The organism is Streptomyces sp. NPDC107765 (genome assembly GCF_055657085.1).
The window spans coordinates 259,089-280,576 of the sequence record NZ_JBVKBL010000006.1; the positions used below are offsets into that span (position 1 = coordinate 259,089).

A 21,488-nucleotide genomic window follows, 5' to 3' on the forward strand; every position below is an offset into this window, starting at 1 on the left:
GGTGACCAGCGATGACGATGCCGGGAATGCGGTCAGGCCCGCCGACGCGGCGCAGACCCGGTTCTTCCTGCTCGACCAGCGGGGCGGCAGAGCCACCACTCTCCTCCAGCACATCCGGATCGACGGCCCGGTCGACCCGGAGCGGATGACCGCGGCCGCGCGGGCGGTGTGCCGGGCGCAGCCGGCGCTGCGGACCTCCCTGCACCCGACGGCGGAGGGGCTCGTCCAGCGCATCCACCCCGTCTCCGCGGTCGACATCCGGACCGGACGGGCGGACGACGGGAGCGCCCTCGACGGATGGATCGCCGAGGCCCGCGCCCCGTTCCCGCACGGCGCCGGGCCGTTGTGCCGGATCCGGATCGTCGGCACACCAGGCCACACGCACTGCCTCGTGGGCGTCCACCACGCCGTGTTCGACGAGGACTCCGCGGCCGTCCTGCTGCGGCAGCTCGCCCGCGCGTACGCCGACGGCCCCCAGACGCTCACCGCCGCCGACCCCCACCAACCCCCGCCGCAGCCCGCACGCCTCGCGGCCCTGCACGCCTTCTGGACCGACCACCTCGCCGGCGCGCCCACGGACACCGCCCTGCTCCACCTCCCGACCACCCCGGAAACCGGAACCGGGACCGCGACCGGGCACGGCGCGGTGTCCCTGCCGCTGGACGCCCCACTCGCCGCCGCACTGCGCGAGCGGGCCCGGGAGAGCGGGGCCACGCCCTTCGCGCAGGTGCTGGCCGCCGTCGCGGTGGTCGTCGGCTGGTACGGCGACACCGAGGACGTCGTGCTCGCCACCGTCGCCACCACCCGCACCGCGGCGGACGCCGAGGTCATCGGCTGTCTGCAGAACACCCTGCCGGTACGCCTGCCGCTGCACGGCGCCGACACCGCCTCCGTGCTCGACCGCACCGCCGACGCGCTGTTCGACGCCCTCGACCACTGCGACCTGCCCATCGAGGACATCCTCACCGTGTCCGGGGCCACCCGCCGTCCCGGCCGGCCGCCGCTGACGCAGATCATCTGCACCCAGGCCACCGCAGCCGCCCCGCTGACCACCGGCGACCTGCGATGGCAGCTGGTACCGGCCGAGGACGCGCGGAGCGAGTACCAACTGGCCGTCACGCTCCATCAGAACTCGGCAGGCGACCTCTCCCTGGCGGTCGATTACGACCGCGCCGCCCTGCCCGCCGCGTCGGCGCGGCTTTTCGCCGAGCACCTGGCCGGCGCGCTCGCCGCGTTCGGCACCGCACCGGCAGCCCCGCTCACCGCGCTGCGCCTGTTCATCCCCGACCCACCGCCACCCGCCACCCCGGCCGCCGCGGCCGGCCCGGCGGTACCCGAGCTGATCGCCGGGCACGCCCGGCGCACCCCCGAGGCCCTCGCCCTGATCGCGGGCTCCCAGCGCGTGACCTACGCCGAACTCGACCGCCGGGTACGGGAACTGGCCGCCGCGCTGATCGACGCCGGTGTGCGGCCCGGCGACCGGGTCGGCGTGTGCCTGCCGAGGACGGCCGACCTGCTCGTCGCCCTGGTCGCCGCCTGGCGGGCGGGGGCCGCCTATCTGCCGCTCGACCCCGGCTACCCGGCGGGCCGGCTCCGGATGGTGGTCGAGGACGCCCGGCCGGCCGTGGTCGTCGGCGACGCCGCGGCCGCCGAGGCCCTGGCCTCGACCGGCGCCGTACTGATCGGCCCTGACGCGGTGGCCGACCGCGCGCCCGAGCGGTGGCCGGACCTTGCGCCGCAGGACCCCGCCTACGTCATCCACACCTCCGGCTCGACCGGCCGGCCCAAGGGCGTGATCGTCCGCCACGACAACCTGGCCGCGCTGTTCGCGGCCTTCGCGCAGGTCCTTCCCGCGCCGCCCCCGGTGTCGGTCGCGGGCGCGAGCGTCTCCTTCGACATCAGCGTGCTGGAGCTGTTCTGGCCGCTCGCCACCGGCCGCACCGTGCTGCTGACCAGTCACCAGCAGGTGGCCGACGCCGACGTGCCGCGCGGCGCGCTCTACCAGTGCACCCCCACCATGGCCCGGATCCTCGCCGACGACCCGGCCGGCCGGCGGCTGCTCGGCGGCCTCGCGGTCCTCCTCGTCGGCGGCGAACCGCTCCCCCGCGACCTGGCCGACCGGCTGACCGACCTGGTGCCGGGCCCGGTGTTCAACTGCTACGGCCCGACCGAGACCACCGTCTGGTCGACCGTGTGGCGGGTCGAGCCACAGGTGCCCGTGCACATCGGTCATCCACTCGCGGGGGAGGAGTGCCGGGTGGTCGACGCGCACGGCCGTCCGCTGCCACCCGGAGTCCCGGGACGGCTGCTGATCCTCGGGGCCGGCGTCGGAGCGGGCTACTGGCAGCGGCCGGACCTGACCGCCGAGCGCTTCGCCACGTACGACGGGCGCACCGGCTACGACACCGGGGACCTGGCCGTCCTCGACCCCGAGCACGGACTGCGCTTCCTCGGCCGGGCCGACACCCAGGTCAAGGTCCTCGGGCAGCGGATCGAACTCGCCGAGATCGAGACCGTGTTGCGCGCCCACCCCGCCGTCCAGGAGGCCGTGGTCACCGTCAGCGGTGACGGCACCGCGGTCACCGCCTGCCTGATCCCCACCGACCCGGCGAGCCCGTCCGGCGCCGGGCACCCGCGCCCGGCGCCCGCCGAACTCGCCGACGAGCTCCGCCGGCACGCGGCCGTCTCGCTCGTACCCGCGATGGTCCCGGCCGCCTGGCTGCTCGTCGAGGCGCTGCCCCAGCTGCCCAACGGCAAACTGGACCGCGCCGCGGTGGCCGACCTGGCGGCCCGGGCGGCCACGGCGGCCCCCGCACCGGACGACGCCGAAGCGTCGGCGGGCCCCCGTTCCGGGCAGGCCACCGAGGTGGTCCGGCGCGCCTGGGAGCGCGTACTCGGCGCCCCCGTCCGCGGCCTGGACACCCACTTCTTCGACCTCGGCGGCACCTCCGGACAGATCGTGCGGGTGCTCGCCCTCCTGCAGCGCCCGTACCCGAAGCTGACCACGGCCGACCTCTTCCGCTACACCACCGTCCGCGCCATCGCCCGCCATGTCGACGCGGCCGGCGACGACGGGGGAGCACCGGAACGGTCCCGGCCCGCGGTGCGCGCCGCCGCCCGGACGCAGGCCCTGAACGGCTGGCGCCGGCGAACCGAACGATCCCGATAGCCATACCGGTCACAGAAGGGCCGACGATCAGTGAGCACTCATCAGGCGGACCGGGCGGCTGCACCCGAAGAAGCACGTCCGGCCCGCACGGTCGCCGCGACGCCACAGCAGCAACGGCTCTACCTCGCCCACGCCCTGACCGAGGACCACGCCCGCCACCACCTCGTGATCGACCTCGGCTTCGACGGCGTACCCGACACCGCGGCACTGCGCTCCGCCCTGGAGGACGTGGTCCGCCATCACGAAGCACTGCGCACCCGCTTCGTCTTCGAGGGCACGACCCTGGTGCAGTCGGTCGCCGACCACCTGCCGCCGCTGTGGGAGACCGTGGGCGAGGACACCGAAGCCCCCGCGCCGGAGCGTCCGTTCGACCTGGAGTCGGGCCCACTGCTACGGGCCCGGGCACAGCGCACCGGCGCCACCGGACTCCGGCTGCGCCTCACCCTCCACCGCATCATCGCCGACGACAGGTCCGCCACCCTCCTGGTGGACGACCTCCTCACCGCCTACCGTGCCCGGCTGACTCCGGGAGCTCGTCAACTCCCGCTGCCCGTGCGGCAGTTCGCCGACTGTCCGGTACCCGCGGCCCCGGCCACCGAGCCGTCACCCACGCCGATCGGGGAGCTCTCCCCCGGGGAGCTGCCCTTGACCACGGGCCGCACGCCCGGCCGGACCCACCTGCTCCCGCTGCCTGACGGCACCCTCTCCGCGCTGGAAGCCCTCTGCACCGCCGCCGGCGCCCCGCTCGCCGACGGACTGCTGGCGGCGCTCGCCGTGCTGGTGAACCGCTACACCGACGCCGACGACGTCCTGATCGCCACCGACGGCCCCGACCCGCGCGGCGCCGACCTCGCCCGCACCATCGGCCCGTTCACCGCCCGGACGACCGTGCACGCCGACCTGTCGGCGCATCCCGGATTCCGGGCGCTGGCCGGGCAGTTGCGGCGGCCGGCCGAGCCGGACCCGCTGGCCGACTGGACCGCACAGGAGCAGCCCCCGCTCCCCGTCGGCTTCGCCCTGCGCGCCCCGCACCCCACCCACTGGGACCTCCCCGGCGGCATCACCGTCACCCGCCACCCGGCCCCCGAGGCGCACGGCCACGCCCTGCGCCTGGTGGTGACCACCGACGGCACCGCCCGCTTCGAGGGCGCCTGGCCGGACTGGCTGACCGAGCAGTTCGCTGCCCATTTCGGGCAGTTGCTGACCGAGCTCGTCCGCCACCCGGACCGCCCGGTGCACGAGCTGGCGCCGGACCTCGCCGAGGACCCGGCCGGCCGCACCACGCCCCTCGACGCCGCCGCCCCGCCCGAGGACGTCACCGTCCTGGAGCGCTTCGCCCGCCACGCCGCGCGGCGCCCCGACGCCGTCGCCGTCAGCCACGGCAGCGAGCACCTCACCTACGGCGAACTCGACCGCCGCGCCAACCAGCTCGCCCGGCACCTCCAGGCCCACGGCGTCGGCCCGGAAACCCTGGTCGGCCTCGCCGCCGAACGCTCACCGGACCTCGTCGTCGCCCTCCTCGGCATCCAGAAGGCCGGCGGCGCCTACGTACCGCTGGACCCGGCGTACCCCGACGCCCGGCTCGCCTACATCCTGCGGGACACCGCGCTGGCCCACGTCGTCGTCCAGGGCCGGCCCGGCGGCTGGCTGGACGGCTTCACCGGCGCCCTGGTCTCCCTCGACGACGACGCCGGGACGATCGCCGCCCACCCGGACGGCCCGCTCGCCTCCCGCGTCGCCCCCGACGACCTCGCCTACGTCATCCACACCTCGGGCTCCACCGGAGAACCCAAGGGCACCCTCGTCCCGCACCGCAACGTCGCCCGGCTCTTCACCGCCACCGAGCCCTGGTTCGGCTTCGGCGCGGACGACGTCTGGACGCTGTTCCACTCGTACGCCTTCGACTTCTCCGTCTGGGAACTGTGGGGCGCACTGGCCCACGGCGGCCGCCTCGTCATCGTTCCGCACGAGGTCAGCCGGGCCCCCGAGGACTTCCTGGCACTGCTGCGCACCGAGGGCGTCACCGTCCTCAACCAGACCCCCTCGGCCTTCGCCCTGCTCCAGCGGGCGGACGCGCGGACCGCGGACGCGCCGCCCGGCGCCGGTGCGCGGCTCGCCCAGCGCTATGTGATCTTCGGCGGCGAGGCGCTGGACCCACGCTCGCTCCGCCCCTGGTTCGAGCGGCACCCCGACGGGCCGCAGCTGGTGAACATGTACGGCATCACCGAAACCACCGTGCACGTCACCTACCGGCCGATCCGCAAGGAGGACACCGACGGCGACGGCAGCGTGATCGGCGTACCGATCCCGGACCTGAGCCTGGACCTGCTCGACCGCCGGGGCCGGCCGGTCCCGCAGGGCGTCACCGGCGAACTGTACGTACGCGGCGCCGGACTCGCCCGCGGCTACCTGGGACGGCCCGAACTCGACGCGGCCCGCTTCGTCACGCTCCCCGGCGGACGCGCCTACCGCACCGGCGACCTGGCCCGTCGGCTGCCGGGCGGCGAACTGGAGTACCGCGGCCGGATCGACGACCAGGTGAAGATCCGCGGCTTCCGGATCGAGCCCGGCGAGATCGAGGCCGCGCTTGCCGGACACCCGGACGTCACCGAGGCCCTGGTGACCGCCGAACCCGACCGGACGGGCGAACGGCGCCTCGTGGGCTACGCGGTCTCCGGCCGCACCGATCTGGCCGCCGCCGACCTGCGCGCTCACCTGGCCGGCCTGCTGCCCACCCATATGATCCCCGCCGCCTTCGTCGTGCTGGACCGCTTCCCCCTGACCGTCAACGGCAAGGTCGACCGGCGACGCCTGCCCGCCCCGGAACGCCCCGCCGACGGCCCGGCCACCGCCTCCGCCAACCGCGCCGAGGAGATCCTCGTCCAGGTCTGGAGCGAGGTACTCGGCCAGGACCGGGTGGGCACCGACGAGAACTACTTCCTGCTCGGCGGCGATTCGATCCGCACCATCGCCATCCTCGGCCGGGCCCGCGAACTCGGCCTGGAATTCGAGCTCCAGGACCTGCTGCGCCATCAGACCATCCAGGAACTGGCCCCGCACACCAAGGCCGTCACCCCGGGCGCCGCCCGACCGCACTACCGGCCGCTGTCCCTGATCGGCGACGCGGACCGCGCCCTGCTGCCGGCCGACGTCGAGGACGCCTATCCGCTGTCCCGTCTCCAGGCCGGCATGCTCTACCACAGCGGCCTCACCGCGGCCGAACGGATCTACCACAACGTGGCCGGCTACCACCTCAAGGCCGGCTGGTCCGAGGCCGCCTGGCGGTCGGCCCTCACCTCGCTGATCGCCGACCACCCGGTCCTGCGGACCTCCTTCGACCTCGAAACCTACGCCGAACCGCTCCAGTTGGTGCACCGCCGGGTCGACGCCCCGATCACCTTCGAAGATCTGCGGCAGCTCTCCGCCGCCGACCGGCGGACCGCCATGGACCGCCGGTTCGAGGACGAGAAGGCCCGCGAGTTCGCCTGGGACCGCGCCCCGCTGATCCGCTTCCACCTCCAGCGGCTCACCGACGAGACCTTCGAGCTGTGGCTCACCGAACACCATGTGATCCTCGACGGCTGGAGCGAACGCTCCCTGATCACCGAGCTGTTCGAGCGCTACCTCGCCCTGCTCGACGGCTCCGGCACCCCCTTTCGGGAACCGCCCCGCGCCCACTTCGGCGCCTTCATCGCCGAGGAACGGGCGGCCATCGCCGCCGAGGAACACCGCGACTTCTGGACCGGCGAACTCACCGGCAGCGACCTCGGCACCCTGCCCCGCCTGGTCCCGCCCGCCGAGCGGCCCGACATGCGCATCACCCCCGTGTCACTGCCGCCCGAGGTCTCCGAGGGCGTGGACCGCTGCGCCCGCCGGGTCGGCGTCCCCGTACGCACCGTGCTGCTCGCCGCCCATGCGCACGTCGTCGGCATGCTCACCGGCACCGCCGACGTCGTCACCGGCGCGGTGTACAACGGCCGTACCGAGGACCGGGACGGCGACCGGGTCCTCGGCATGTTCCTCAACACCCTGCCGTTCCGCGTCCGGCTGGCCGCCGGGAGCTGGGACGACCTGGTCGCCGCGGTGGGCCGCACCGACATCGCCCTCCAGCGCCACCGCCGCTACCCGATGCCCGAGATCCGCCGCATCCTCGGCGGCCGGGAGCTGTTCGAGACCTTCTTCAACTTCACCCGCTTCCGCGTCTACCAATCCGTGCTGGAACGCTCCGGCGAGCTGGAGGTGCTCGACGAGCGGCGGATCACCAACACCAGCATCCCGTTCGGCGCCGAGTTCGCCCAGGACCTCACCTCCTCCGAGGTCAACCTCCATCTGCGGTACGACGCCGCCCGGTTCACCGAGGAGCAGGTGCGGCTGATCGGCGGCTACTACCGCCGGGCACTGGCCGCCCTGGCCACCACACCGCACCGGCGCCACGACCGGACCGTCCTGCTCTCCGCCGAGGAACTGCGCCAACTCGACCGCTGGCACGGCGAGTCCCGCCCCCGCAGCGCCGACCGCCCCTTCCCGCTCCAGCTGGAGGAACGGGCCGCGGCACAGCCGCACGCCCCCGCCGTCATCAGCGGCCGCACCGTCCTCGACTACGCCGAGCTCAACGCCCGGGCCAACCGCCTGGCCCGGGAACTCCTCGCGCACGGCGTGCACACCGGCCGGATCGTGGCCCTGTCCGCGCCCCGCTCCGCCGAACTGCTGGTGGCCATGGTCGCCGTCCTCAAGGCCGGCGCCGCCTACCTGCCCATCGACCCGAACTACCCCGCGGAGCGGATCGTGCTGCTGCTCGGCGACGCCGCGCCCGCGCTGCTGGTGACCACCCGCGACACGGCCGGCGCCCTGCCCGCCGACGACACCCCGCGGCTGGTCCTCGACGACCCGGCCACCCTGCGACGGCTCGCCGACCGGTCCGGCGCCGACCTCACCGACGACGAACGCACCCGGCCGCTGGACCCCGCCGACCCGGCCTACCTCATCTACACCTCCGGCTCCACCGGCCGCCCCAAGGGCGTGATCGTCTCGCACGCCAACATGGCCGACCTGATGGCCTGGATCGCCGGATTCCTCGGCCCGGACGGACTGGCCCAGGTGCAGGCCACCACCTCGATCAGCTTCGACGTCTCGGTCTTCGAGCTCTTCGGACCGCTCGCCGCCGGCGGCACCGTACGCCTCCACCGCGATCTGCTGGCACTGGGCGAACCGGCCGCCCTCGAAGACGGCCCGATCACCGCACCCGCCCTGATCAGCGGCGTCCCGTCGGTCTTCGCCGGCCTCCTGCCGCGGCTCGACCCGCAGCTGACCGCCGGCACCGTCGTCCTCGCGGGCGAAGCGCTCAGCGCCCCGGTGGCCAACGAGATCGCGGCGGCCTTCCCCGGCGCCCGGATCGCCAACATCTACGGCCCCAGCGAGGCCCCGGTGTACGCCACCGCCTGGCTCGGCACCGGCCCCTTCGACACCGCCCCGCCGATCGGCCGGCCCTCCTGGAACACCCGCGCCTACGTCCTCGACCACGCCCTGCGCCCCGTGCCGCCCGGCGTCCCCGGCGAGCTCTACCTCGGCGGCCCCGGCCTGGCCACCGGCTACCTCGGCCGCCCGGCACTGACCGCCGAACGCTTCGTCGCCGACCCCTACGGCGCACCCGGCGCGCGGATGTACCGCACCGGAGACCTGGTGCGCCGACGCCCCGACGGCGACCTTACGTTCCTCGGCCGCCTCGACGACCAGGTCAAACTCCGCGGCTTCCGGATCGAGCTGGGCGAGGTGGAGGCCGCGCTCCGCGACCACCCGCAGGTCGACCGGGCCGCCGTCGTCGTGCGGGAGGACCGCCCCGGCGACCAGCGGCTGGTCGGCTACGCCGTCCGCACCCCCGGCGCCACCGCCGACGCCCTCGCACTGCGCCGCCACGTCGAGCGCCGGCTGCCCCGCCACATGGTGCCGGTCGTGGTCGTACTGGACGCCCTCCCGCTCACCCCCAACGGCAAACTCGACCGGCGGGCCCTGCCCGCACCGGAACCCGAAGCCACCACCCCCGGCCGCACCGGCCGGGCCCCGCGCACGCCCCTGGAAGCCCAGCTGCTCGCCCTGTTCGCCGAGGTCCTCGGCCTCGACCAGCGCGGCCCCGACGCCGGCCGCCTGGGCATCGACGACAGCTTCTTCGAACGCGGCGGGCACTCCCTGCTCGCCTTCCGCCTGGCCGGCCGGGTGCGCGCCGCCCTCGGCGCCGACCTCGACATCGCCACGCTCTTCCGCACGCCCACCGTCGCCGGCATCGCCGCGCTGCTCGCGGACCCGGACCGGCCCGGCGACCCGAACGACGCGCTGGACGTGCTCGTACCGCTGCGGTCGCAGGGCACCCGCGAGCCGCTGTTCTGCGTCCACCCCGGCGTCGGCATCGGCTGGGTCTACTCCGGGCTGCTGCGGCACCTGGACGCCGACCGCCCGGTGTACGCCCTGCAGTCCCGCGGGATCGACGGCACCCGGCCGCCCGCCGAGGACCTGCCGGAGATGGCCCGCGACTACGTGGCCCGGCTGCGCACCGTCCAGCCGCACGGCCCCTACCACCTCCTCGGCTGGTCCATGGGCGGGATCGTCGCCCACGAGATGGCCCGGCTGCTGCGGGCGGACGGCGAACGGGTCGCCCTGCTGGCCCTGCTCGACGCGTACCCCAGGCTCCCCGACGCCCGCCCGGTGGACTACGACGAACCGCAGGCGCTGGCCGAGGTCCTGCACTCGCTCGGCCTCCCGCAGCCCGACGGGGTGACCCTCGACCCCGGGTCGGCGCTGCGCCTCCTCAAGGAACACGGCAGCGCCCTGGCCACCCTCGCACCCCGCCAACTGTCCGCGATCGCCACTGTCTTCACCCACAACGTCAACGCCCAGCGCCGGCACCACTCCCGGCCGCTCGACGCCGACCTGCTGTTCTTCGAGGCGACCGAGGACAAGGGCCCGGACCCGGAACGGCCGGCCAACTGGGCACCGTACGTCAGCGGCCGGATCGAGAACCACCAGGTCGCCTGCCGGCACGGCGACATGCTCGCCCCCGAGCCGCTGGCCGGGATCGGCACCGTCCTCGCCGAACGCCTCCGGACGCTGCCTGGCCCCGAGTGACGGGCCGTGCCGCCGACCACCCCACAGGAGCCCACGTGACCAGCAACCCGGACGGGGAACCCGCATGACCGCACCGCGCCACACCATCCCGTTCGCCCACATCGACCCCGCGGTCCACCCGGACCCCGACGCCTGCGACGCCTGGCGCGACCTGCGGGAGACCCACCCGGTCGCCTGGTGCGAGGCCGACGGCGACCGCCCCGGCTTCTGGGTGATCACCCGCTACCAGGACATCGCCGCCGTCTACCGCGACACCACGCGGCTCAGCTCCGAACAGGGCAACATGCTCGGCACCCTGCTCACCGGGGGCGACCCGGCCGGCGGCCGGATGCTGGTGGTCACCGACCCGCCCCGGCACGCCGCGGTGCGCAAGGTGCTGCAGGGCGCGTTCTCCGCGCGGGCCATGGCGCAGATCGCCGACGGCGTCCGGGCGGCCACGAAGGGCCTGGTGGCGGCCGTCGTCGACGCGGGCGGCGGTGACTTCGTCGCCGATGTCGCAGCCCAGATCCCGCTGATGGCCATCTGCGAACTGCTCGACGTACCGCCCGCGGACCGCACCCTGATGCTCGATCTGACGATGGCGGCGATGGGCGAGGACGGCACCCCCGAGGCCGCCGAGGCGGCGGCCGACGCGCAGGAGGACATCCTGCTGTACTACGCCGGACTGCTGCCCGGCCGGCGGGAGTTCCCCGGTGAGGACGTGGTCAGCCTGCTGGCGAACGGCGAGGCCGGCGGCGCCCCGCTGAGCGACGCCGAAGTACTGCTGAACTGCTACAACATCATCATCGGCGGCGACGAGACCACCCGGCTGTCCTCCGCCGGCGCCGTGCTGGCCCTGATCGAGCACCCCGAGCAGTGGCGGCGCCTGCGCCGGGACGAGGGCCTGCTCGACTCCGCCGTCGAGGAGGTACTGCGCTGGACCACGCCGGTCACCCACCTCGGGCGGACCGCCACCACGGACCTCACGCTGCGCGGCTGCGACATCAAGGCGGGCGACATCGTCACCCTCTGGAACACCTCCGCCAACCGCGACGAGGACGTCTTCCCCGACCCCTACCGCTTCGACCTCGCCCGCACCCCGAACCGGCACCTCACCCTCGGCCACGGCCCGCACTTCTGCCTCGGCGGCCCGCTGGCCAGGGTCGAACTCCGGGTCATGCTGGAGGAGTTGCGCCACCAGGTGGGCGAACTGGAGCTGTCCGGACCGGTCGAACGGGTCCGTTCCAGCTTCCTGACCGGGGTCAGCCGGCTGCCGGTGCGCTGCACGGCCGCCGGCTGACCCGCAAGGGAAACCCTTCCGCTACCCCGCGTCCGGCCCGGGTGACCGCTCCGCGGCCCCGGGCACCCCGGCGGTGGCCTCAAGGTGCGCGGCCAGCAGCCGCAGCGTCGAATGCCGGTAGAGGTCCACCAAGGTGATCTCGGGGACCTGCGTCATGCTGCGCAGGGCCTTCATCGAGTCGCCGCCCAGCCGGAAGAAGTCGTCGTCCCGCCCGATCGCCTGGACCCCCAGCACCTCCCGCCAGGCCGCGGCGATCCGCTCCTCCCACGGGCCGTTCGGGGCGGCGTCCGTGGGTACGGCGCCGCCCCGGCCCCCGTCGTGCGGTGCCGGGGCCGCGGGCAGCGCCTTGCGGTCCAGCTTGCCGTTCGGGCTCAGCGGCATGGCGGACAGCACCAGCACCGTGCCGGGGACCATGTGGGCCGGCAGCCGGGCGGCGAGCCGGTCGCGGACCTCGTCCGGGTCGAGGGCCTCGCTCTCGCGCGGGACGACGTAGCCGATCAGGACCGGTGCGCCGGTGGCATCGGGCTGCGCCGCCACCGCCGCTTCCTTGACCCGGGGATGGTCCCGCAGCACGGACTCGATCTCGGTCAGCTCCACCCGCAGCCCGTGGATCTTGACCTGGAGGTCGGTCCGGCCGAGCAGCTCGATCAGCCCGTCGGCGTCGCACCGCGCCAGGTCGCCGGTGCGGTACAGCCGCTCGCCGGACACCGGACCGTACGACCAGTGCAGGAACCGCTCGGCGGTGAGGTCGGGCAGGTCCAGATAGCCCACGGCCAGGCCGTCGCCCGCGAGGTACAACTCACCGGTCACACCCGGTGGAACGGGCTGCAGCGCCTCGTCCAGGACGTAGGTCCGCTGATTGGCCATCGGCCGCCCGTACGGAATGCTGGTCCAGCCGGGGTCGGTCGCCTCGACCTCGTAGAGCGTGGAATAGATCGAGGCCTCGGTGGCGCCGCCGAGCGAGATGAACCGCGCGTCCGGCGCGAACTCCCGGGTCCGGTCGGGCATCCGCACCGGGATCCAGTCCCCGGCGAGCATGATCAGCCGGAGCGAGGCCAGCGGCGAGGGGCCGTCCGCGGCGGTCGCGTCGAGGTGGTCCAGCACCAGCTCCAGCAGGGCCGGGGCGGTGTTCCAGACGGTCACGCCGTGCTCAGCGGCCAGTTCGGCCCAGTGCGCGGGTTCCTTGGCGCGGCCCGGCGCCGGGAGCACGAGGGTGCCGCCGGCCGCGGTCATGCCGAGGAACTCGTAGACCGACATGTCGAAGCTCGGCGAGGACAGCCCCAGCACGCTGTCGCCGGGTCCCACGGCGAAGCGGGTGTTGAGGTCCGCGATGTTGTTGAGCACGCCCCGGTGGCGCAGCGCGATCGGCTTCGGCCGTCCGGTGGAGCCCGAAGTGTGGATCACGTAGCAGAGGTTGTCCGGGCCGGCCACGGGCTCCACGTCGTCCGCCGGCCGCCCGGTCAGGGTCGCCTCGTCCCGGTCCAGCAGGATCAACTGCCCCTGCCCCACGGCGTCCGCACCACTGCCCAGAGCGTCGGCGAGCCCGGTCCGGCTGATCAGGGCCACGCACGACGCACCGGAGATCATCGTGCTGAGCCTGGCCCGGGGATACGCGGGATCCAGCGGCACATAGGCCCCGCCGGCCTTGAGCACCCCGAGCATGGCGACCAGCAGCTCGGGGGAGTGGTCGAGGAAGAGGCCGACGCGGTCGTCCGGGCCGACGCCCAGCTCCCGCAGATGGCGGGCCAGCCGGTTGGCCGCGGCATTGATCTCCCGGAACGTCCGCCGGGCCGTCCCCTGGGCCACGGCGACGGCCTCGGGCGCCTGCCGGGCCCGCTCCTCGAACACCTCGTGCAGACAGGCGCCTTGGTGGGGCAGCGACACGGCGGTGTCGTTCCACTCCAGCAGGATGCGGCGCTGCTCGGTCTCGGTGAGCAGGGTGAGCCGCTCCAGCGGCCGGTCCGGGTGGTGCACGCCGTCGTGGAGCAGATGTCCGTAGTGGCCGAGCATCCGCTGCGCCGTCGCCGGGGCGAAGAGCCGGTCGTCGAAGTGGAGGGCGGCCCACCGGGAGCCCGCGTCCGGTGCGGGCAGGGCGAGTTCGGCCTCGTACGGCCGGGGATCGCCGTCCGCCGGGGGCGCGCCGATGCGTACGCCGAGCCGGGCCGGCTCCGCCCCGGGACGCTCCACCGCACCGGCCTCATCCGCCAGTTCGCGCAGGGTGCTCCCGCCGGTGACGGAGAAGCGGAGCAATGCCTCCTTGCCGCCTTCCCGGCCGAGCCGGAACTCGACCTGGTTCTGCCCGGAACAGCGGTACACCAGCGCGGCGAATCCGGCGAGGAGCACGTTCTCCGGGGTGGTCGCACACGAGGCGGCCAGCGCGCGGACCGCGTCGTCGTACAGCCCCGGAATCTCCTGGCGCACCACTGCCGTACACGCCGGTGCATCGACGCCTCGCGGCCGGTCCGCGGGGAGTTGGGCGGCATGGGAGGACAATTACCGTCTCCTGTCTCGGAGTTTCTCGACTTCGCAGGTGAATTTCGGCGGCGGGCAATCGGTGGGGCGCAACTGCGCGCCGATGCCGGGTCGGGAACCTCCGAGTCCGGGAACCGTCCCGCTCGGTGGCCAATCCGGGCTGCGCGCCCGGCTGTTGGCGACATTAACCGGCCACGCTGACCGCCACAATGTGGCGGGCGTCACATTCCCCGGTCCGTGCCTGCTGCATAATCATGTACTCCCCAAGGGGGCCTCGACGAGGACGTACGCGGGGAAATCCGTCGCCGTCTCCCTGTCGCGCGGCAACCGACCGGCCGCACGGCGCCGTGTCATCCGACCGCAGGGGGAAAAGCCGCATGAGCACCGACATGTCGCCGGCCGCGCTCGACGCCGTCGATCTGCGCCACCTCGTCCAACGGGACGGCGAGAAATGGGCGACCGCCGGCGAGGGCATGCTGTCCTCCTGGGTCGCCGACATGGACTTCCCGACCGCACCCGCCGTCCGCGAGGCGCTCATGCGCCGCGCGGACGGCGATCTCGGCTACCCCACGTGGTTCGACGAGAGCCAGGGCGGCCCGCTCGGAGAGGTCTTCGCCGCCCGGACGCACCGCAAGTACGGCCACCGGCCCGAACCCACCCACGCCCGGCTGTTCACCGACATCAACCAGGCGATGCTGGCGACGCTCCAGGTCGCCACCGACCCGGGTGACGCCGTCCTGCTGCACACCCCGGCCTGCCCGCCCTTCGTCGACGTCATCGAGAAGATCGGCCGCAGACCGCTGACCGTACCCGTCGAAGAGGGCCCGGACGGCTGGGGATTCGACCCGGCCCGCATGGCACACGCCGCCGCGGACGGCGAGGTGGGGCGCTGCCGGGTGCTCTTCCTGGTGAACCCGCACAACCCCACCGGCCGGGTCTTCCGCCGGGACGAACTGGAGGCGCTGGCCGAGCTCGTCCTCCGGCGCGATCTGCTGGTGATCTCCGACGAGGTGCACGCGGACCTGACCCACGCCCCGCACCGGCACCTGCCCTTCGCCTCGCTCGGACCGGAGATCGCCGCCCGTACCGTCACCCTCACCTCGGGCAGCAAGGCGTTCAACCTCGCCGGGATCCGCTGCGCGCTGGCCCACATCGGTCCGCGGGCCGTGCGCGAGGCCGTCGACGCCCGGCGCGGGCTGCTCTTCGGCCAGGTGGGGGTGCTGGCGGTCGAGGCGCTGAAGGCCGCCTGGACGGCGGGGGACGACTGGCTGGACGACGTCATGGCGGTCCTGGACCGCAACCGTCGGCGGCTGGCCGAGCGGCTGCCCCGTGGGATCCGCTGCCGCACGCCGGAGGCCACCTTCCTGGCCTGGCTCGACTGCCGGGGCCTCGGGCTCGACGCCGACCCGATGCCGTTCTTCCGCGACCGGGCCAAGGTGCTGCTCTTCTCCGGCCCGGCCTTCGGGGCCGACGGCGAGGGATTCGTCCGGCTCAATTTCGGTACGTCACCGCAGATCCTCGAAGAGACCCTGGAGCGCATGGACACCGCGCTGCGCCGGCACCTCGGGGAATGAAACCCGGGACCGGGGCGCCCGGGCCGAAAACGACAATGTGGACAGTTTTCTTTTGTCGTTGACGCGCGCCGGGCCGGGGCTAGTAAAGTTCGGAAAGATCACGGGGGACAAAGTCGGGGGACTTTCCCGGGAGTTCAGGCGCCCCTGCGCAGAACGTCCCGGCCACCATCGCCAAGAATGCCGCCCGCTCTTTTGTGGCGTCCCACCGGATCCCTTGCGTCACCGATGTCCGCGTTCCGGGCCGAGATCCCGGAAGAAATCGGAAATCCGGAGGGCTGATGGCCACGCACGCCATGGAAAAGGTGTATTCGGGGAACGGCACCGTACGGCTGCACCGGGCCGGGGACATGGCCGACCCCGACGCCTTCCGGGAACGACGGCGCACCCGCAGAAAACGCCTGGCCGAGTATCTGGCCGACGGCCGGGCGGAAACCCGCTATTTCCCGGTGCTGTCCGTACTGGCACCCGTCATGACCCAGTCCGAGGGGGAAATCACCTACCCGGGCGACCCGATGTGCCTCTACACCGCGCTGAGCCTCGCCGTGCACCGGGCGGTGGCCGACGCCGGCCCCTTGGCGGACGCCGCGCACTACACCGATCTCGCACCCGAGTGGACCCGGTTCCCGTCCAAGAAGTACCGGCTCTCCGCCGGCGACGACGGATACCGGGCCTACGGGACGGCCCCGAACACCGACCGCACCGTGTTCGACCCCAGGGTGTGGGACGACACCGCCCGCGACCTGTGGGTACGGATGCTGCGCGAGGTCCGGCCCCGGGTCGTCCTCATCAGCGCCGTATCGCCCGCCCACCGCTATGCGCTGCAGATCGCGGAACTGGCCAAGCGCGAGGTCCCGGAAACCTTCGTCATCCTCGGCGGCCGGCACGTCGACGAGACCACCACGGCCACCCCCGACGGCCAGGGGCTGCTGCTCAAACCCAGCAGCCCGCTGGCCGTCATGCAGCAGGGCAAGGTGCCCCAGGTGGTCGACGCGGTGGTCAGCGGCGAGGCCTACCACGCGGTGGACCTGCTGATGCGGGCCCTCGCACTGGCCACCGACCTCGACCGGCGCCGGGTCGACCGGGACCAGGTGCTGCCGTGTCTGCAGGGGCTGCTCGCCGAGGAGGGGCCCGGAGCCGGCACCTCCCTCGTCGTCCTGGCCGCGGGAGACACCCTCGACGCGGTACCCCTGCGCGGCGGCGCACTCGACCTCGCCACTCTGCCCTCGCCCTACGAGGCGTTCGCCATCCGCTCTCGTTTCCCGATCTTCACCGACCCGGAATCCGGGGAGGTACTGCGCACCGCCCACTTCATGGTGTCCAACGCCTGTCCCTACCGCTGCAACTTCTGTTCCGAGTCGGCCCAGTTGAGCAATGGCCTCAAGCGGTTCAAGGACGATGCGATCGGCACGGCGGTCCAGCGGGTCTGCGAATACGTCGGCTACGGCGCCGCAGCACTCTTCTTCGACGATTCGGTCTTCTGGAGCGGCCGCTACCGCGACATCGGCAATTTCTGCGAAGAACTCAGCCGCATACGCCGAACCCCGCCCACGGAACTCGACGCCCGTTACCGGCACTTCCTCACCCACGACGACGACATCGAGCGATTGCACGGCCTCCAATGGGGCGCACAGCTGACCGTCGACACCCTCGTCGCACTCCATTCCGCGGAGGAATCCGACACCCTCCTGCGGAAGATGAAGGAAGCCGGCTGCAGCTACGTCTACATCGGCATCGAAAGCATGTCGACGCAGGTCATGACCCATATCCACAAAAACCTCCGCCGGGACGAGCGCAAACCCTGGCGGGAAAAGGTCAGGGAGGCCGCCGCGCTGGTCAAGGCGCACGGTCTGCAATTGGGCACCTCCGTCCTCTTCGGCCTCGACGGGGAAACCCGGTCGAGCATCGACGAGACCATCCACGAGGTCGGCCGGCTCATCGACGACAAGCTGATCGATCTGGCCAGCCCCAACATCCTCACCTATCACCCCGCGACACCCGTCACCCGGGCCCACGGCATGCAGGACCGGCTCGACTACCACTCCCCGCGCATCGACAACCGAAAGCCCTACATCTATTTCGAGGAAGCCTTTCCCGACGTCGTCTCCGTCCTGCTGACCGAGGACGACATCTGGCACATCCACCACGAGACCCGGCACCGCTGGGGCGGTGCCCGCAATGACGCGGCCCCGGTCCCCGTCGAGGCCGGCGCGGAATGAGGAGAATCTGATGCCCGCTTCCCTCCCTGTCTCCGGTCAGCCGCTGCAACAGCCCTCGGGCATGCCCACACAGAGATACACCGCCTATCCCCGGGTCGACCTGCCGGACCGTTCCTGGCCGGCCGCCTCCCTCACCCGGGCCCCGCAATGGTGCGCGGTGGACCTGCGGGACGGGAACCAGGCGCTCGCCGTCCCCATGGACCTCGCCCGCAAGCGGAAACTCTTCGAACTCCAGGTCCGGATGGGGTTCAAGGAGATCGAGGTCGGTTTCCCGGCGGCCAGCAAGACCGACTTCGATTTCATCCGGCTGCTCATCGAAGAGGACCTGATACCGGACGACGTCGCGATCCAGGTCATCATGCCGGCCCGCGAGGAGCTCATCCACCGCACCTTCGAGTCCCTGGCCGGCGCCCGCCACGCGATCGCCCATCTGTACAACTCCACGTCCTGCCTCCAGCGGGAGGTGGTGTTCGGGATGGACCGCGCACAGATCAAGGACCTGGCGGTGCGCAGCACCCGGCTGTGCAAAAAGCTCACCGAGGACCTGGGGAGCCCCGGAATCCGCTACGAATACACACCGGAGTCCTTCACCGGCACCGAGCTGGACTTCGCACTGGAGGTCAGCAACGCGGTCGCCGACGTATGGGACCCCGCGCCGGATCACAAAATGATCCTCAACCTCCCCGCCACCGTCGAGATGTCGACCCCGAACATCTACGCCGACCAGATCGAGTGGATGCACCGCCACCTCGACCGGCGGGACTCCCTCATCCTCTCCATCCACCCGCACAACGACCGCGGCACCGCCGTCGCCGCCGCCGAACTCGCCTGCATGGCCGGCGCGGAACGCATCGAGGGCTGCCTCTTCGGCAACGGCGAACGCACCGGAAACGTCGATCTCGTCACCCTCGGACTCAACCTCTTCACCCAAGGCGTCGACCCGATGATCGACTACTCGGATCTCACCGAGGTCGCCGCCACGGTCGAATACTGCAACCGGCTGCCGGTGCACCCCCGCCACCCGTACGGCGGCGAACTCGTCCACAGCGCCTTCTCCGGCTCCCACCAGGACGCCATCAAAAAGGGTTTCGAGGCCCTGGAACACCGGGCCGCCACCACCGGCACACCCCTCGCCCGGCTGCCCTGGGCCGTGCCGTACCTCCCGATCGACCCCAAGGACATCGGCCGCGACTACGAAGCGGTGATCCGGGTCAATTCCCAGTCCGGAAAGGCGGGTTCGGCATACCTGCTGAAAACCGCATGCCATCTGGACCTGCCGCGCCCGCTGCAGGCGGAATTCGCCCGGATCATCCAGGAGCACACCGACGGCACCGAGGGAGAACTGTCGGCCGACGAAGTCTGGTCGGCATTCCGCCGCACCTACCTGGAAGCCACTCGACCGCTCGCACTCCTCGACCACACCGCGCAGAGCTCCGACGACGGCGCCACCCGGTCCCTCACCTGCACCCTGCTGACCGGCACCGGCGACACCCTGACGCTGCACGGCTCCGGCCCCGCGCTCGCCGACGCACTCCTCGACGGCCTCGCCACGACGGCCCACCCCGGGACCCCCGACCCCACCGCCCTCACACTCGGGGACCTCACCCAGCACCCCCTCCCCCCGGAGGACGACCGGGCCCCGCGGTTCGCCGCCTACGCCCGCATCGACCACCACCAGCGCTCCGCCTGGGGCGCCGGGATCGCCCCCGATACCGCCACCGCCACCCTGCGGGCCGTCCTCAGCGCGGTGAACCGGCTTTCCGCAGAAAGCGCCGGAGTTTCGTCAGCGGCCAGGTGTTGATGACGTCGTCCTTCGTGAGCCAACCGCGCTGCGCCGTGCCCACGCCGTACCGCAGATACGGCAGATGCGTGGTGGAGTGCGCATCCGAATTCACCGCGAACTTCACGCCGTGGCGCTTGGCGCGCAGGATGTCCTCGTCGCACAGGTCGAGCCGTTCGGGATGGGCATTGATCTCCAGCGCGGTGCCCGTCCTGGCGCAGGCCGCGAAGACCGCGTCGAAATCGGCGTCGATTCCCGGGCGTTTACCGATCCGGCGCGTCGTGGGGTGACCGATCACGGCCACGTACGGGTTCTCACAGGCGCGGATCAGGCGCCGGGTGAGGGCCTGCCGGCTCTGGTTGAAGTGCGAGTGGACGGAGGCCACACAGAGGTCGAAGCCCGCCAGGAAGGCGTCCGGCCAGTCGACCTCACCGTCCGGGCCGATGTTGAGTTCGGTGCCGTGCAGCAGTCGCATCCCGTGGTACCGGCGGTCCAGCGCACGCACCTCCTCCCGCTGCGCGAGCATCTTCTCGTCTGTCATGCGCTGCATGTAGAGGTTGGGGGCGTGGTCGGTGACGGCGTAATAGGCATAACCGCGTCCGGCGGCCGCGGCGACCATGTCGTCGAGGGACGAGAGCCCGTCGGTGAGGTCGGTATGGGTGTGCAGATCGCCCCGGATGTCGCGCTCGGTGACGAGGTCGGGCAGTTCGCCTCGGAGTCCGGCCGCGACCTCACCGCGGTCCTCCCGCAGGGTCGGCGGGATCCACGGCAGCCCGAGCCGGTCGTAGATCCCCTCCTCCGTCTCCGAGGTGATCATCTCGCCGCTCTTGGCGTGGAACAGCCCGTACTCGGACAGCTTGAGCTTGTGGCGCACCGCGATCGCCCGGGTGCGGATGTTGTGCGCCTTCGATCCGGTGAAGTACTGCAGTCCCGCACCCCAGGACACCGGCGGCAGCACCCGCAGGTCCACCTGCAGCCCCTTGGTGGTGCGGATCGACGTCTTCTTCTCCCCGTGCGCGATGACCTCGGCGGTGTACGGCAGCTCGGCGAGCGCCGCCATGAACGGCGCGGACCGCTCCGCCGCGACCAGGATGTCGATGTCCCCGATCGTCTCCCTCATCCGGCGCAGCGACCCCGCGTACGTACACCGCCGGCAGCCGCGGATCCCGGACAGTTCGGCGACGATCTGCTCCGCCAGCTCCATCGCGGCACCCAGCAGGATCCGGCCTTCCCCGGCCTTCTGCATCAGCGAGATGCCGTGCAGGATGTTCTCCTCGGTCCGCTCACCGAACCCCTTGAGCTCCCGCAGCCGCTCCTCATGGACGGCGTCGAGCAATTGGTCCACCGAGGTGATGCCCAGCACCTCGTAGAGGACCATCGCCTTCCGCGGCCCCAGGGTGGGGATGCTGATCAATTCCCGGACCCCGGCGGGGACCGACGCCCTGGTCTCCTCGATGGTGGCGACCCGCCCGGACCGCAGATACTCGACGATCTTCTCCGCGATCGAGGCGCCGACGTGCGGAATCTCCCGCAGCCCCGGCACATCGAGCTGGGTGACGTCGACGGGGTAGCCGCCGACGGCGCGGGCCGCCTTCTCGTAGGCACGGGCCTTGAAGGCGTCGCCACCACTGATCGCGATGAGGTCGGCGTACTCCTGCAGCAGCGCCTCGACCTCCTCGTTGGCGCGGACCATACCTCCAGGGTGCGCCCGTATCCGCCCCGCGGCACGGCCGGCCGTCACCGTCCGCGCACGACCGTCACCGACCGTCCCCTTCGGCCCGGCGCCCGCCTGTCCCCCCACCCGGCGGAACCGCTCACCGCCCTTCCCCCGCGCGCGTTACGGTCGAACTCCTCGGCCGGTGCCGTGCCGGCCGTACGCGGT

General features: G+C 72.7%; 8 protein-coding genes. 6 read left to right on the forward strand and 2 right to left on the reverse strand.

The genetic code is table 11. The features are described from left to right. The first annotated feature begins 1 nt into the window (after position 1). The 3 genes from ACZ7MX_RS17525 (at position 2) to ACZ7MX_RS17535 (ending at position 11,564) form a co-directional block, all read left to right on the forward strand. Positions 2–3,169: an amino acid adenylation domain-containing protein gene (locus ACZ7MX_RS17525; RefSeq protein ID WP_472132972.1), complete on the forward strand. Its 3,168-nt coding sequence runs from the start codon at positions 2–4 to the stop codon at positions 3,167–3,169. A gap of 30 nt (positions 3,170–3,199) precedes the next feature. Then, on the forward strand, positions 3,200–10,285 hold the full coding sequence (locus tag ACZ7MX_RS17530) for an amino acid adenylation domain-containing protein (protein ID WP_472132974.1): 7,086 nt from the start codon (positions 3,200–3,202) through the stop codon (positions 10,283–10,285). A gap of 64 nt (positions 10,286–10,349) precedes the next feature. Beyond that, the gene (locus ACZ7MX_RS17535; RefSeq protein WP_472132976.1) at positions 10,350–11,564 is read left to right on the forward strand and encodes a cytochrome P450; all 1,215 of its coding nucleotides are present in this window, start codon (positions 10,350–10,352) and stop codon (positions 11,562–11,564) included. Between the two features lie 21 nt (positions 11,565–11,585). Here the strand turns inward: ACZ7MX_RS17535 and ACZ7MX_RS17540 are convergent, their stop codons facing one another. Then, positions 11,586–14,057, reverse strand: coding sequence for a non-ribosomal peptide synthetase (locus ACZ7MX_RS17540; protein ID WP_472132978.1), 2,472 nt, complete (start codon positions 14,055–14,057; stop codon positions 11,586–11,588). Between the two features lie 356 nt (positions 14,058–14,413). Between ACZ7MX_RS17540 and ACZ7MX_RS17545 the strand changes: the two genes are divergently transcribed. The 3 genes from ACZ7MX_RS17545 (at position 14,414) to leuA (ending at position 19,627) form a co-directional block, all read left to right on the forward strand. Next, positions 14,414–15,610: a MalY/PatB family protein gene (locus ACZ7MX_RS17545; RefSeq protein WP_472132980.1), complete on the forward strand. Its 1,197-nt coding sequence runs from the start codon at positions 14,414–14,416 to the stop codon at positions 15,608–15,610. 278 nt (positions 15,611–15,888) lie between these two features. Beyond that, on the forward strand, positions 15,889–17,826 hold the full coding sequence (locus ACZ7MX_RS17550; RefSeq protein ID WP_472132982.1) for a B12-binding domain-containing radical SAM protein: 1,938 nt from the start codon (positions 15,889–15,891) through the stop codon (positions 17,824–17,826). Next, positions 17,786–19,627, forward strand: a complete 1,842-nt coding sequence (gene leuA, locus ACZ7MX_RS17555) for a 2-isopropylmalate synthase (protein ID WP_472132984.1) — start codon at positions 17,786–17,788, stop codon at positions 19,625–19,627. The genes ACZ7MX_RS17550 and leuA overlap by 41 nt, the downstream gene beginning before the upstream one ends. On the opposite strand, the gene polX is transcribed toward leuA, so the two are convergent. Then, a complete protein-coding gene (polX, locus tag ACZ7MX_RS17560; RefSeq protein ID WP_472132986.1) occupies positions 19,566–21,299 on the reverse strand; it encodes a DNA polymerase/3'-5' exonuclease PolX in 1,734 nt (577 codons plus the stop codon). The two genes, leuA and polX, sit on opposite strands and share 62 nt — an antisense overlap. Between the last annotated feature and the right edge of the window lie 189 nt (positions 21,300–21,488).